The organism is Streptomyces sp. NPDC002730 (assembly GCF_042888805.1).
Taxonomy (GTDB): domain Bacteria; phylum Actinomycetota; class Actinomycetes; order Streptomycetales; family Streptomycetaceae; genus Streptomyces.
In genome coordinates this window covers 158769-172115 of record NZ_JBIAQG010000016.1, presented here as the reverse complement: position 1 = coordinate 172115, position 13347 = coordinate 158769, and the positions used below count along the sequence as shown (strand labels likewise).

The window sequence follows — 13347 nt, the reverse complement described above, 5'->3', positions numbered from 1 at the left end:
TTTCCGGCACCCTTCAGAGGCGGCAGGCGTGGATGGCCGTGGTGAGGATCGCCCGTGCGCCGAGGTCGTACAGATCGTCCATGATCCGCTGCGCTTCCTTGGCCGCGACCATGGAACGGACGGCGACCCAGCCTTCGTGGTGCAGCGGCGAGATGGTCGGCGACTCGAGACCCGGGGTGAGGGCTACGGCCTGCTCAAGGTGCTCGACCCGGCAGTCGTAGTCCATCATCACGTAGCTGCGGGCGACCAGGACGCCCTGGAGGCGACGCAGGAACTGCTGCACCTTGGGGTCGTCGGCGGGCGCGCCGGTGCGGCGGATGACGACCGCCTCGGACTTCATGATCGGCTCGCCGATGACCTCCAGACCGGCGTTGCGCAGGCTGGTGCCGGTCTCCACGACATCCGCGATGATCTGCGCGACGCCCAGCTGGATCGCTGTCTCCACGGCCCCGTCGAGGTGGACGACGGAGGCGTCGATGCCCTCGTCGGCGAGGTGCTTGGCGACGATGCCCTCGTAGGAGGTGGCGACCGTCATTCCGCCGAAGTCGCCGACTCCGGTGGCGGTGCCGGGCTTGGTCGCGTAGCGGAAAGTGGAGCGGGCGAAGCCGAGCTGGAGGATCTCCTCGGCGTTGGCGCCGGAGTCCAGCAGCAGATCGCGGCCGGTGATGCCGATGTCGAGCTTGCCGGAGCTGACATAGATAGCGATGTCGCGCGGGCGCAGGTAGAAGAACTCGACCTCGTTCTCGGGGTCGACGAGGACGAGCTCCTTGGACTCCTTGCGCTGCTGGTAGCCGGCCTCATGGAGCATCGCCGACGCAGGTCCGGACAGTGAACCCTTGTTGGGGACGGCGATGCGCAGCATGAGACGGGCTTCCTTTGTTCGCGTGTTCCGTACGGAGTCGGGGGCGGTGCTCAGAGGTGGGCGTAGACGTCGTCGAGGGAGATCCCGCGCGCGACCATCATCACCTGGACGTGGTACAGCAGCTGCGAGATCTCCTCGGCGGCGGCTTCCTTGCCCTCGTACTCGGCGGCCATCCACACCTCGGCGGCCTCCTCGACGACCTTCTTGCCGATGGCATGCACTCCCTTGTCCACCAGCTCGGCGGTACGGGAGGTGGCCGGGTCGCCGTTCTTCGCCTTGAGCTGCAGCTCGGCGAAGAGCTCTTCGAAGGTTTTGTTCGCCATGATGGTCCCAAGCGTAAGGGGTGCAGAAAGGCGGACGCGCAGCACCTCCATGGAAGAGGTGGTGGGCGACGGTTGGACACTCAGCGCCAGGGCTCGCTGACGGTACGCAGCGTGGTGGCGGTGGCGACGGCGGCAGTGACCGCCTCGTGGCCCTTGTCCTCGTTCGATCCGTCAAGTCCGGCCCGGTCCAGCGCCTGCTCCTCGGTGTCGCAGGTCAGGACGCCGAACCCGATCGGGACGCCGGTGTCGATGGAGACCTGGGTGAGGCCCTGGGTGACGCCCTGGCACACATACTCGAAGTGCGGGGTGCCGCCGCGGATGACGACGCCGAGCGCGACGACCGCGTCGTAGCCGCGGCCCGCCAGCACTTTGGCGACCACCGGCAGCTCGAAGCTGCCGGGGACACGCAGCAGTGTCGGCTCGTCGATGCCCAGCTCGTGCAGTGCGCGCAGAGCGCCGTCGACGAGGCCGTCCATGACCTTCTCGTGCCACTGGGCCGCGATCACCGCCACCCGCAGGTCGCCGCAGTTGCGTACGGACAGTTCGGGTGCACCCTTGCCGCTCATGTTTCTCCCTTGACGCTTACTGACTTACTGGTTGCCGCAGGCGGACGCGCTGGAGGCGTCGAGCCAGGGCAGGTCGTGTCCCATCCGGTCCCGCTTGGTGCGCAGATACCGGAGGTTGTGCTCGCCCGCCTGGACGGGCATCGGCTCGCGGCCGTGGACCGTGAGGCCGTGGCGGACGAGCGCGGTGATCTTGTCGGGGTTGTTGGTCATCAGCCGAAGGCTGCGTACGCCGAGGTCCTCCAGGATCTGCGCGCCCGCGGCGTAGTCGCGGGCGTCGGCGGGCAGGCCGAGTTCGAGGTTGGCGTCGAGCGTGTCGCGGCCGCGCTCCTGGAGTTCATACGCACGAAGCTTGGACAGCAGGCCGATGCCGCGGCCCTCGTGGCCACGCAGATAGACGACGACGCCGCGGCCGGCCTCGGTGATGTGCTCCATGGAGGCCTGCAGCTGGGGGCCGCAGTCGCAGCGCAGCGAGTGGAAGATGTCGCCGGTCAGGCACTCGGAGTGGACCCGTACGAGGACATCCTCGCCGTCGCCGATCTCGCCGTGGACGAGCGCGACATGCTCGACGCCGTCGACGGTGGAGCGGTAGCCGTAGGCGGTGAACTGGCCGAAGGAGGTGGGCAGATTGACCTCGGCCTCGCGCTTGACGGTCGGCTCGGAGGTACGGCGGTACGCGATCAGGTCCTCGATGGAGATGATCGTCAGTCCGTGCTTGCGGGCGAACGGGATCAGCTCGGGCAGTCGCAGCATCACGCCGTCCTCGCCCGCGATCTCGACGATCGCGCCGGCCGGGCGCAGTCCGGCGAGGCGGGCCAGGTCGACGGCGGCCTCGGTGTGGCCGTTGCGGACCAGCACCCCGCCGGGCTTGGCGCGGAGCGGGAAGACATGGCCGGGGCGTACGAAGTCGGACGCCTCGGCCCGGCCGCCGGCCAGCAGTTGGAGGGTGGTTGCGCGGTCGGCCGCGGAGATGCCGGTGGTCACGCCGAACGCGGGGCCCGCGTCGACGGAGACGGTGAACGCCGTCCGCATCGACTCGGTGTTGCGCTCGACCATCTGCGGCAGGTCCAGCCGCTCCAGCTCCTCGCCCTCCATGGGAGCGCAGATCAGGCCGCGGCACTCGCTCATCATGAAGGCGATGATCTCGGGCGTGGCCTTCTCGGCGGCGATGACGAGGTCGCCCTCGTTCTCGCGGTCCTCGTCGTCGACGACCACGACGGGCCGTCCTGCGGCGATGTCACGAATGGCCTGCTCCACCGGGTCGAGGGCGAAGTCCTCGACGTTGTCGGTGGAGTACCAGGTGGGCGTCGGCGAGGCGGCGCGACGCACCTCGGCGAGGGCGGGGGTGGGTGACGGGCGGGAGGTCATGCTGCCACTCCTTCCAGAGCAGGCTTGACGCTCCCGCGGGAGCGCAGCCACCAGTCGCGCATGCCCCACAGGACGAGCGCGAAGTAGACCACGTAGACCAGGCCGGAGAAGGCCAGGCCACTGTTGAAGGCCAGCGGAACGCCGACGATGTCGACGAGCAGCCAGGCGAACCAGAACTCGACCAGACCGCGGGCCTGGGCGACCATCGCGACCAGGGTCCCGACGAAGATGTACGCGTCGGCCCACGGGCTCCAGGACAGCGACGGGTAGAGGGTGAACAGCCCGCCGACGGCCAGGGTGCCGACGACCGCACCGGCCAGCAGCACTCCGCGCTCGCGCCAGTCGGCGAAGCGGACGGCGATCGAGCCGTCCTGGGCCTGCCGGCGGCCGCGGGTCCACTGCCGCCAGCCCCACAGGGCGACGCCGATGACCAGCAGCTGCTTGCCGACGCCACCGCTGAGCTGGGCGGAGGCGTACGCGCCGACCAGGATGACGCCGGAGGCGAACTGGGCGGGCCAGGTCCATATGGAGCGCCGCCAGCCGAGCGCGAGTGCGATCAGACCGATGGAGTTGCCGATCATGTCGGACCACATGATGTGCTGGCCGAAGGCCGTGAAGGCCTCTCCGTTGAGCCAGGACAGGGCGCTCACTTGGCGGTCTCCTTGGTTTCTGCGGCGTCTGCGGCGTCTGCGGCCTCGGCGCCGAGCAGGCGCTCGACGTACTTGGCGATGACGTCGACCTCGAGGTTGACGAGATCACCGCTCTGCTTGATGCCGAGCGTGGTCAGCGCGAGGGTGGTGGGGATGAGGCTGATGGTGAAGTAGTCGGGGCCCGCGTCGACGACGGTCAGGCTGACGCCGTCGACGGTGATCGAGCCCTTCTCGACGACATAGCGGGTGAGGTCGGCGGGGAGCGAGATCTTCACGATCTCCCAGTTCTCCGAGGGCTTCCGCTCGACGATGGTGCCGGTACCGTCCACATGGCCCTGGACGATGTGGCCGCCGAGCCGGCCGCCGACGGCCATCGGCCGCTCCAGGTTGACGCGGGAGCCTTCCTCGAGGGCTCCGAGGCTGGAGCGCTTGAGGGTCTCGGCCATCACGTCGGCGGTGAACTCGCCGTCGCCGAAGTCCACGACGGTGAGGCAGACGCCGTTGACGGCGATCGAGTCGCCATGCTTCGCGCCTTCGGTGACGACGGGGCCGCGCAGTCGGAAGCGGGAGGAGTCGCCGAGATTCTCGACGGCGGTGACCTCACCCAGCTCTTCAACGATTCCGGTGAACACTCAGCGCTCCTTCGGGGCTTTGGCGGGGGTGGCAGTAACACGCAGATCGGGGCCGACGCGGACGGTCTCCGTCATGTCGAGCCGCAACGCTTCGGTGATCGTGGAGATTCCGGCGTCGGCGAGGGCGGTGCGGCCGGCGCCGAGGAGTACGGGGGCGAGATAACCGACGACCTTGTCGACGGCGCCCGCGGCGACGAAGGCTCCGGCGAGCGTCGGGCCGCCCTCGAGGAGCACGGAGCGGACGCCGCGCTGGTGCAGGGCTTCCAACAGGGCCGGTACGGACAGGCCGTGCGCCGCGCGAGGCAGCCGTACGACATCGAGCAGTTCGGTCTCGGCGTCCTCGGCGACCGCGATCAGCGTGGGCGCGGCGTCGTCGAGGACGCGGGCGCCGGGCTTGACGGCGGTGCCTTCGGTGTCGACGACGACGCGCAGCGGCTGGACGGCGCCTTCTATGCCGCGGACCGCGAGGTGCGGGTCGTCGGCGCGGACCGTGCCGGAGCCGACGATCACCGCGTCGGCCTCGGCGCGCAGCCGGTGGACGTCGGCGCGGGACTCGGGCGAGGTGATCCAGCGGCTGGTGCCGTCCTGCGCGGCGATACGGCCGTCGAGGGTCGCGGCGTACTTCCACAGGACGTAGGGGCGGCCGAGGCGTACGGAGGTGAGCCAGGCGATGTTGCCCGCCTCGGCCTGGTCGGCGAGGAGGCCCTGCTCGACCCGGACTCCGGCGGCGCGCAGCGTGTCCGCGCCACCGGTGGCCTGCGCGTTCGGGTCGCCGACCGCGTACACGACCCGTCCGATCCCGGCCTCGACCAGCGCTTGGGCGCACGGGCCGGTGCGGCCGGTGTGGTTACAGGGCTCGAGGGTGACGTACGCGGTGCCGCCACGTGCGCGCTCTCCGGCCTCGCGCAGTGCGTGGACCTCGGCGTGCGGGCCGCCGGCGCGCTGGTGGAAGCCGGCACCGGCAGGCTGTCCGGAGGCGTCGAGGATGACGCAACCGACGACCGGGTTGGGGCTGGTGGAGCCGAGTCCGCGGGCGGCGAGCTGGATCGCTCGGCGCATGGCGTCTGCGTCGGCTGCGGTGGCCACCGGGTCCTCCTGCCTCTTCGGGCACGGACTCCGGGGCCTGTCGATGACGACAGAGAGCGGGACAAAGATTCACAGCGACGCCGAGGCCGAGCGCACCGATCGCCGAGTACGACGATCAGCCACTACGGCCGGCGTACCGGAAAGGTCGCCCGCCGCGCACTGCCTCCCATCCGGACTTTCACCGTCGGTCCAGGAATTTCACCTGGTCAACCGGCCGCTGGATGCGGACGGGTCGCGGACTATAACCGCCGGTTCGGAATTACACCGACCCCGGAGTGCGCTGCTGCTGATACAGGGCCAGTGTGCCACGCCCGGTGATGGGCCATGCGAGTGAACAGCTGTGGGCTGACTCACAAGGTCGTGTCGAATGGCTGATTCCGACCTATTGACCGCCCTGGTCTAGTCCATTTAATCTCTGCGGCACCTCCGCGGACCGTGGGGTGTCGACCGCCCGGCGGCGGAGTCCAGGCCCTTGCCGCCGCCGGGCTCCCGGCCGATCCGACTCGCCGGCCCCATGACCTCCATTCGTGACGGGCGGTACGGGAACGCCGGGCAGCCTGGTGTCCGCTCGGCTGCGTGAGGGCGTCCTCGACTCCGCGAGGCGGCGACGACAAGGCGGCCGCGCGACTGCTGGACGCCGCACGCCGAGCCCGCGTCCCACACCTCGTGTACGTCTCGATCGTCGGCGTGGACCGGCTGCCGCTGGGCTACTACGGCATGAAGCACAAGGTCGAGCGGATGATCGAGGAAGCCGGCGGGTCCGGGTCCGGGTCGGGGTCCGGGTGGACGATCCTGCGGACGACCCAGTACCACGACCTGGTGCTGCGCCTTCCGGCGGGCGCGGCCCGGCTCCCGGTGATGCCGCTGCCGTCAGGAGTGAGCCTTCAGCCCATCGACACGGGCGAAGTTGCCGACCGGCTGGCCGAGTTGGCCGTCGGCGAGCCGGTCGGCCGGGTGGCGGACATGGGTGGTCCGGAGATCCGTCCGCTGCCGGATCTGGCGCGGGCCTGTCTCCGCGCGCGTGGCAGGCGCCGCCCGGTACTGCCGGTACGGCTGGCCGGGAAGGCGTACGCGGGCTACCGCAGAGGTGAGCAGCTGACGCCCGAACGGGCCGTCGGCAAGGTCACGTCCGAGCGGTTCCTGGCGCAGCGGCTGGGTTGATTTCAAGCCTTTCCGGCGATTGAGGACGAACCCGCCGCCGGGCGGGTCCGATCACAACGATCGCGGCCCGCCGTGCACTTATGCGCCCGGTGCGAAGAGTTCGTCCTGGGCCGCCTCGCGCGCCGACAGCAGCGCTCCGCTCAGGACCGCGGCGCCGCCGAGCCTTCCCGCCCGCACCTCCGTACGCAGCGGAGAGAGCTCGGCCAGCCGGGCCTCGACCCGGGCGGCCAGTTCCGCGCCGCCCGCATGGCCGACCTCGCCGCCCAGGACCACGCAGCCCGGGTCGAGGACGGAGGCGACCGCGGCCGCGCCGAGCGCGAGACGGTCGGCGAGGGCATCGAGGAAGTCGTCCCGGCCGGCCGTCACGGCTGTCCGTACGACCGCCGCGGCCCTCGGCTCCTGGGACTGCGGCACCTCGATGCCGTGCCGGCCGGCGAGCGCGCAGATCGCGGCGGACGCGGCCAGCGAGTGGAAGCCGCCCTCGCAGTCGACACCGCTCGGGAGTCCCGCCGTGCCGGGTACCGGCAGGAAGCCGATCTCACCCGCGCCGCCCGACGCGCCTCGGCGGAGTCTGCCGTCGAGGAAGAGGGCCGCGCCGATCCCGTGGCCGAGCCACAGCAGCGCGAAGGTGTCGCGGTCGCGGGCCGCGCCGAGGCGCTGTTCGGCCACGGCGGCCAGATTGGTCTCGTTCTCGACGAGGACCCTGGCAGGCAGCCGCTCCTGGAGCGCGGCGACCAGGCGGCGGTGCCAGGCGGGCAGGCCGGAGGTGTCGCGCAGTTCGCCGGTGACCGGGTCGATCAGGCCGGGCGCGCCGATTCCGACGCTGTGCAGCCGGGCCGCGCCCGCCTCCCTGGCCGTCCGTTCCAGGAGTGCGACCGCCCGCTCGACGGCGGGCCCGGTGCCGGTGTCGCCGCCGATGGGCAGCGAGGCCTCGGCGAGGGTGACGCCGAGCAGATCGGCGACGACCACGGTCACGCTCTGGGTGCGTACGTCGAGGGCGGCCAGGTGCGCGCGGTCGGCGACGATCCCGTACAGCCGGGCATTGGGGCCGCGGCGCTCGGCGCCCGCCTCGCCGACAACCTGTATCAGACCGGACAGCTGCAGCCGCTCCACCAGATCGGCGACGGTGGGACGGGAGAGTCCGGTCATGGTCTTCAGCTGCCCTGCCGTCAACGGGCCTTCCTGCTGCAGCAGTCGGAGGGCGAGCCGGTCGTTGATGGCCCGGGCGGTGCTCGGAGATGCGGGCATGCCGGAATCCTTCCAGATCACTGCCGCCACTATTTATCAGGCAGGGTTCCTGATAGTTTACGCGGGACTTCTGTGGGGAGGGGCATGGACATGGCCGGCGAAGTGGTCTTCGGACGGAGCCAGTTGAAGCGCGCGCGGTTCGCCGTAGCCGCCGTCTTCTGTGTGCACGGCGCAGTCACCGGCAGCTTCGCCACCCGCATTCCCTGGATCCAGGAGCATGCGGCGGTCGGCGCGGGGCAGCTCGGTCTCGCGCTCGCCTTTCCGGCGCTCGGCGCCTCCGTGGCGATGCCGCTGGCCGGCGCGATCAGCCACCGCTTCGGCGCGCGCAACGCGCTGCGCGGCCTGATCACGCTATGGACGCTCTCGCTGACCCTGCCGTCCCTCGCCCCGAATCTGCTCGCCCTCTGTACGGCGCTGTTCGTGTTCGGCGCCACGGCGGGCATGTCGGACGTGGCGATGAACGCCCTGGGTGTCGAGATCGAGAACCGCCTCGACCGCTCGATCATGTCCGGGCTGCACGGCATGTGGAGCGCCGGTGCGCTGATCGGCTCCGCGGGCGGCACACTCGCCGCACATCTCGGCAGCGACGCCCGGCTGCACCACGCCCTCGCCGCAGCGGTCCTGACCGCGCTCGGGCTGATCGCCTGTCAGGGCGTACTGGACCTGCGCAGCGCGCCCCACGAGGAGCCGCCGCCGCGTTTCACGCTGCCGCCCAAGTCCGCGATCGTCATCGGCGCGGTCGGGTTCTGCGCGGTGTTCGCGGAGGGCGCCAGCCTGGACTGGTCCGCGGTCTTCCTGCGGGACGTACTGGACACCTCGGCCGGTCTCGCGGCCGCCTCCACCACGGCCTTCGCGCTGACCATGGCGGTGGCGCGGCTCGCCGGCGACCGGATCGTGGACCGCTTCGGCCCGGTGCGCACGGTGCGGGTGGGCGGTGTGCTGGCGACCGCGGGCGGGCTGCTGGTGGTCGTGGCGCCCCATCCGGCCGTGGCGATGACCGGCTTCGCGTTCATCGGGCTCGGTGTGGCTGTGGTCGTGCCGCTCGCCTTCGCGGCGGCCGGGCGCAGCGGCCCCAATCCCAGTCAAGCCATCGCAGGCGTCGCCACCATCACGTACACCTCGGGACTCATCGCTCCCTCGGCGATCGGCGCGGTCGCCGACGCCACGAGCCTGGTGGTCTCTTTCGGCCTCGTGACGGCGCTGGCATGCGGGCTGGTCGCGGGCGCGGGGGTGCTGCGCTCGGCCGGTCGGCAGAGCGCGAGGTCGGGCGTCGCGGACACGGTGACGCGGGCTGATTTCAGCCCCTCCGGCGATTGAGGAGCGGGGTGCGGTGCGGAGCCCCGCCGGTCCGGAGCCCCGCCCGTCCGGAGCGCGCGCCGCTCAGCCCGCGATCGAGTCGAGCTGTTCCGCCGCGGGCCGCAGCGCCCAGAGGTCCCCGCCCGGCGGAGTCTCCAGGCGCGGGACCGCAGCCTTGGCCTGCCGGTCACCGGCGTCGGCGGCCGCATGCACCACATCACTCGCCGCGTACCGGTAGAACTTGAGCTCGGGGTGCGGCCAGGCGGCCGCCCCGGTCGCGGCGGGCAGCAGATAGTCGACCGCCTTGAACAGGCTCTGCGCCTGCGGCCCCTGATAGGCCCAGAGGTCCACACCCACGTGCTCGCCGATGGCCGCGAGCCGCGTGTACGCGACCAGGTCGAAGGTCGAGTAGTGCCAGCTGCGGGTCCTGGCGAGCTCCTGCGGCTGACTGCCGTCGGCGGCTATCTGGGGGTCGATCCGCTTGCCGCGGGCGTCGAGGACGACCTTGCGCGCGAGGTCCTTGTCGCCGGTGGCGAGGGCCAGGGCGGCCACCTGCATGTCATGGAACGTGCCGTGGTTGTTCTTGGCCGCCGACTCCTCCTTGCCGAAGGGCGAGCTCACCAGCCAGTCCAGGAAGGACGTGTTCCACGCCCGCATCGCCGTCCGGTCGCTCTTCGACCAGCCGGGCGCCCCGGTGTCGAGGATCGCGATGGCGTCCAGGACGCTGGTGTACTGCTGGGAGAAGTCGATGATGCCGATCGCCCGGCCGTCGTACTTGCAGGGGATGAACTGCCCATGGTTCAGATTGGGGTTCATCCGGGTCGCCGGGTCCACGAACCAGGTGCGCAGGATCGTCGACGCATGCTCGGCGTACTGCCTCTTGCCCGTGTAGTACCAGGCCAGGCTCAGCGTGCTGATCGAGTTCACGACCTTGCCGATGTCGGGGCGGTCGGTGCCGGTGTCGACCTCGGGATTGCGCTCGCCGTCGCGCTGGACGTAGGGGCAACCCCAGGGATTCCCGGGCGTCTTGGGCTGCGAGGGCCACCAGTAGGGCGCCTGGCTCAGATAGTCGTGGACATCGCCGCCCGGTGCGGGCTTGGGCTTGTCCACGACGGTCCAGGGCCCCTGCCCGAGCCAGCCGTCGGCGCGTGCGACAAGGGCCTGGGCCGCCTTGCGCAGTGCCGGATCGCCGTGGTCGAGGCGCGACTTGGCCTCCTTGAGCCGCTTGCCATCAATCACCACCGTCTTCGGCACCCGATGCGAGCCCGACGTGGCCGCGGCCTGGGACGAGGCGATCGGTACAAGCACGGTGACGCAGGCGGCGACGGCGGCGAGCACAACTCCCAGGCGCCGTCGGGGTCTTCCGGCCATCAAGCGCTCCCATCAGATATGTGAACTAGATTCATGAATGGGACCGTGCGAGCGTAGGGCCGCCAGGTACGAGTGACAATGCCGAGCGCACGATTCACGGATGGGACTCTGTCCCGGCCGGCGCATGACGATTGCGCCGATCATCGAACACCCGTCGAAGTGGAGCGGGCCCGTGAACCTCGGCGTGCGCTGGACCCGTCGACGTACGACACCCGGCCGTAGGTCCTCCGTTCTGGGGAAGCCCCGGCCCGTCACCGTGCCATCCGGCCGCCGGCTGGGACGCTGCCTGCATGGCGCAGATGGAACACTTCGCGACCCGGGCCGATCTCCGCACGTCCCCGGTCGACTCGGTGGTGGAGCGGATGCACGCCCTGCGCGACGACTGGCCGGCCACGGACGGGGTCGCCGTCTTCAACCGGGTCTATCTGGCGGTGACGGAGGAGATCGAACGACGTATTGACGACGGTGCATTCCCAGACCGGCGGGCTGCCGTCACACTGGACGTGCTCTTCGCCCAGCGCTATCTGACGGCCGTGGACGCGGCGGCCGAGGGGCGCCGGGCGCCGGCCTGCTGGCGGCCGCTGTTCCAGTACCGGCGCCATCCCGGCGTACGGCCGCTGCAGTTCGCCCTCGCCGGCATCAATGCGCACATCGGGCACGATCTGGCGCTCGCGGTGGTGGACACCTGTCGCACGCTCGGCTGCGAACCGGCGGATCTGGAGGGCGAGTTCGATCGCGTCGGTGACATCCTCATCCTGCTCGAGGAGCGCATCCGCGAGGAACTGATGCCGGGCCCCGATCTGCTGGAGATCGCCGATCCGCTGACACATCTGCTGGGCTCGTGGAGCCTGGAGCGGGCGAGGGACGGCGCCTGGTCGGCAGCCCGGCTGCTGTGGGGCGTACGGGAACTCCCTGGCCTGGCTGAGGAGTTCACCGAGCGACTGGACACGGGCGTCGGTCTCGTCGGGCGCTGTCTGCTCACGCCCTGGCGCTGACCGGCCAGGTCTGATCGTTTGATCACCGTCCGGGGCCGGCCGGATCGCGGCCGGCCCCGGACGGCTGGTCTCAGTCCTCCGGCAGTTCGACCGGAGCGATCTCGTCGTAGAGGTCACCGGGGCCCGGGTTGGACGCATCCGTCGACCCGCCGAGCTGGTGCATCACGCCCCACACCGCGTTCAGCGCGGTCTGCACGGCGCCCTCGGCCCAGCCTGCCGTCCAGGAGATGTCGTCGCCCGCGAGGAAGATGCCGCGCTTGTCCTCGGGCAGCCGGTCCTGCATGAAGTGCGTGAACAGACGGCGCTGGTAGCGGTAGTGGCCGGGCAGGTTCGCCTTGAACGCGCCCATGAAGTACGGCTCGTTCTCCCAGGACACGGTGACCGGGTTGCCGATGATGTGGCTGCGGATGTCGACGTTCGGGTAGATCTCGCCGAGCGACTTGAGCATGACCTCCATCCGCTCGTTCGCGGACAGCGGCAGCCACTTGAGGCTGTCGTCGCACCAGGTGTACGAGAGACAGATGACGGCCGGCTTGTCGGGACCGTTGTCCAGCAGATACGTGCCACGCGTCATCCGGTCGGTCAGCGTCATCGACATGACGTCCCGGCCGGTCTGCTCGTCCTTGTCCAGCCAGAAGGGCCGGTCGACCGGGACGAAGAGCTTGGACGACTCCATGTAGTGGGTCCGCTCCATCGCCGTCCAGTGGTCGATGGGGAAGAGCGAGTCGTCACAGGCGATCTTGGAGAGCAGCATCCAGGACTGCGCGGTGAAGACGGCCGCCTGGTAGGTGCGGATATCGCCGGAGGCGTCGGTGACGGTGATCCGATTGCCCGCGGTGCGGTGCAGCCGGGTCACGGCCGGCTTCGGCTCGCCGTCGTGCAGCGAGGACAGCGAGGTGCCCTGTGCCCAGTGCACGATCTTCTCCGGCTCGCGCTCCCAGAGCCGCAGCGGCAGCTGCTGGCTGCCCTCGACGATGCCGCGGTGGTGGTCGTCGGCCTCGGAGTAGACGACGCGCAGGATCTCCAGGATGGAGTTGGGGAAGTCGGTGTCCCAGCCGCCGGTGCCGAAGCCGACCTGGCCGAAGATCTCGCGGTGCCGGAAGGACTTGAAGGCCTCGGACTCGCAGAGGAAGCCGTAGAACGTCTGGTTGTCGAGCTTCTCCACCAGCTTCGCCCAGATTTCGCGGATGCGCGGCACATCGCGCTCGCGCATGGCGCGGTTCATGTCGGAGAAGTCGGCGCCCTCTTCGAGGCAGGCGTTCCAGGCGTCCATCACATCGCGGTAGACCTGCGGCAGGTCGTCGATGGTCTCCGCGTAGTGCGACTCGCCCTTGAGGTCGACGACGGTCGACGGGGTGACGGGGGCGAGCGGGTTGGGGAAGGGCTCGGTGGTCAGGCCTACCAGGTCGATGTAGTGCTGCAGCGCGGTGGAGGAGGGCGGGAAGCGCATGGCGCCCATCTCGGCGCTCAGCTCGTCATCGCAGCCGTCGAAGCCGACGGTGCGCAGTCGGCCGCCGATCTGGTCAGCCTCGTAGACGACGGGCTTGAGGCCCATCTTCATCAGCTCGTACGCGGCGACGATGCCGGAGAGTCCACCGCCGATGACCGCGACCTCGGTGCCGTGCTCGGTCGCCGGTATCTGGCCCAGGCCGGCCGGGTGGGCGAGGAAGTCGTCGTACGCGTACGGAAAGTCCGGACCGAACATGGTGATCGGCGGCTGCTCGTCGGTGTGCTGGACAGCAGTGGTGGGCACCGTGGACGTCATGGGGTACGGACTCCTTGCGGGGAAAGC

12 protein-coding genes, 1 pseudogene and 1 riboswitch are annotated in these 13347 nt (G+C 70.4%); of the genes and pseudogenes, 3 read left to right on the top strand and 10 right to left on the bottom strand.

Annotation, left to right across the window (positions count from 1 at the left end; translation table 11 throughout):
- Positions 1 to 13: 13 nt before the first annotated feature.
- The 7 genes from hisG to ribD form a co-directional block, all read right to left on the bottom strand.
- On the bottom strand, positions 14 to 862 hold the full coding sequence (gene hisG, locus ACFYXH_RS35105) for an ATP phosphoribosyltransferase (RefSeq protein ID WP_327322235.1): 849 nt from the start codon (positions 860 to 862) through the stop codon (positions 14 to 16).
- 50 nt (positions 863 to 912) lie between these two features.
- Entirely contained in the window at positions 913 to 1185 is a 273-nt protein-coding gene (locus ACFYXH_RS35100) for a phosphoribosyl-ATP diphosphatase (protein WP_142215995.1), read from the bottom strand.
- Positions 1186 to 1265: 80 nt separating this feature from the next.
- Positions 1266 to 1751 (bottom strand): 6,7-dimethyl-8-ribityllumazine synthase, encoded by a 486-nt coding sequence (gene ribH, locus ACFYXH_RS35095; protein ID WP_327322236.1) that lies wholly within the window; start codon positions 1749 to 1751, stop codon positions 1266 to 1268.
- Positions 1752 to 1775: 24 nt separating this feature from the next.
- On the bottom strand, positions 1776 to 3116 hold the full coding sequence (locus ACFYXH_RS35090) for a bifunctional 3,4-dihydroxy-2-butanone-4-phosphate synthase/GTP cyclohydrolase II (RefSeq protein ID WP_389571828.1): 1341 nt from the start codon (positions 3114 to 3116) through the stop codon (positions 1776 to 1778).
- Complete coding sequence (locus ACFYXH_RS35085; protein ID WP_389571826.1) at positions 3113 to 3766, bottom strand: nicotinamide riboside transporter PnuC; 654 nt, start codon at positions 3764 to 3766, stop codon at positions 3113 to 3115. The genes ACFYXH_RS35090 and ACFYXH_RS35085 overlap by 4 nt, the downstream gene beginning before the upstream one ends.
- Positions 3763 to 4398 (bottom strand): riboflavin synthase, encoded by a 636-nt coding sequence (locus ACFYXH_RS35080; RefSeq protein WP_389571823.1) that lies wholly within the window; start codon positions 4396 to 4398, stop codon positions 3763 to 3765. Before ACFYXH_RS35080 ends, ACFYXH_RS35085 begins: the two co-directional genes overlap by 4 nt.
- Positions 4399 to 5484, bottom strand: coding sequence for a bifunctional diaminohydroxyphosphoribosylaminopyrimidine deaminase/5-amino-6-(5-phosphoribosylamino)uracil reductase RibD (ribD, locus tag ACFYXH_RS35075; protein ID WP_389571820.1), 1086 nt, complete (start codon positions 5482 to 5484; stop codon positions 4399 to 4401).
- Between the two features lie 152 nt (positions 5485 to 5636).
- A riboswitch (FMN riboswitch) is annotated at positions 5637 to 5767 on the bottom strand.
- Between the two features lie 308 nt (positions 5768 to 6075).
- Here ribD and ACFYXH_RS35070 point away from each other — a divergent pair.
- A pseudogene (locus tag ACFYXH_RS35070) lies at positions 6076 to 6645 on the top strand (SDR family oxidoreductase); the annotation flags it as partial.
- 78 nt (positions 6646 to 6723) lie between these two features.
- On the opposite strand, the gene ACFYXH_RS35065 reads toward ACFYXH_RS35070, so the two are convergent.
- Positions 6724 to 7893, bottom strand: a complete 1170-nt coding sequence (locus ACFYXH_RS35065) for an ROK family transcriptional regulator (protein WP_389571817.1) — start codon at positions 7891 to 7893, stop codon at positions 6724 to 6726.
- 90 nt (positions 7894 to 7983) lie between these two features.
- On the opposite strand from ACFYXH_RS35065, the gene ACFYXH_RS35060 reads away from it, so the two are divergent.
- Positions 7984 to 9210: an MFS transporter gene (locus tag ACFYXH_RS35060; RefSeq protein ID WP_389571814.1), complete on the top strand. Its 1227-nt coding sequence runs from the start codon at positions 7984 to 7986 to the stop codon at positions 9208 to 9210.
- A gap of 63 nt (positions 9211 to 9273) precedes the next feature.
- Here ACFYXH_RS35060 and ACFYXH_RS35055 read toward each other — a convergent pair whose 3' ends face one another.
- On the bottom strand, positions 9274 to 10560 hold the full coding sequence (locus ACFYXH_RS35055) for an alginate lyase family protein (RefSeq protein WP_389571811.1): 1287 nt from the start codon (positions 10558 to 10560) through the stop codon (positions 9274 to 9276).
- A gap of 290 nt (positions 10561 to 10850) precedes the next feature.
- On the opposite strand from ACFYXH_RS35055, the gene ACFYXH_RS35050 reads away from it, so the two are divergent.
- Entirely contained in the window at positions 10851 to 11555 is a 705-nt protein-coding gene (locus tag ACFYXH_RS35050; RefSeq protein ID WP_389571808.1) for a DUF5995 family protein, read from the top strand.
- Between the two features lie 70 nt (positions 11556 to 11625).
- Here ACFYXH_RS35050 and ACFYXH_RS35045 read toward each other — a convergent pair whose 3' ends face one another.
- Entirely contained in the window at positions 11626 to 13320 is a 1695-nt protein-coding gene (locus ACFYXH_RS35045) for a flavin monoamine oxidase family protein (RefSeq protein ID WP_389571806.1), read from the bottom strand.
- Positions 13321 to 13347 lie beyond the last annotated feature (27 nt).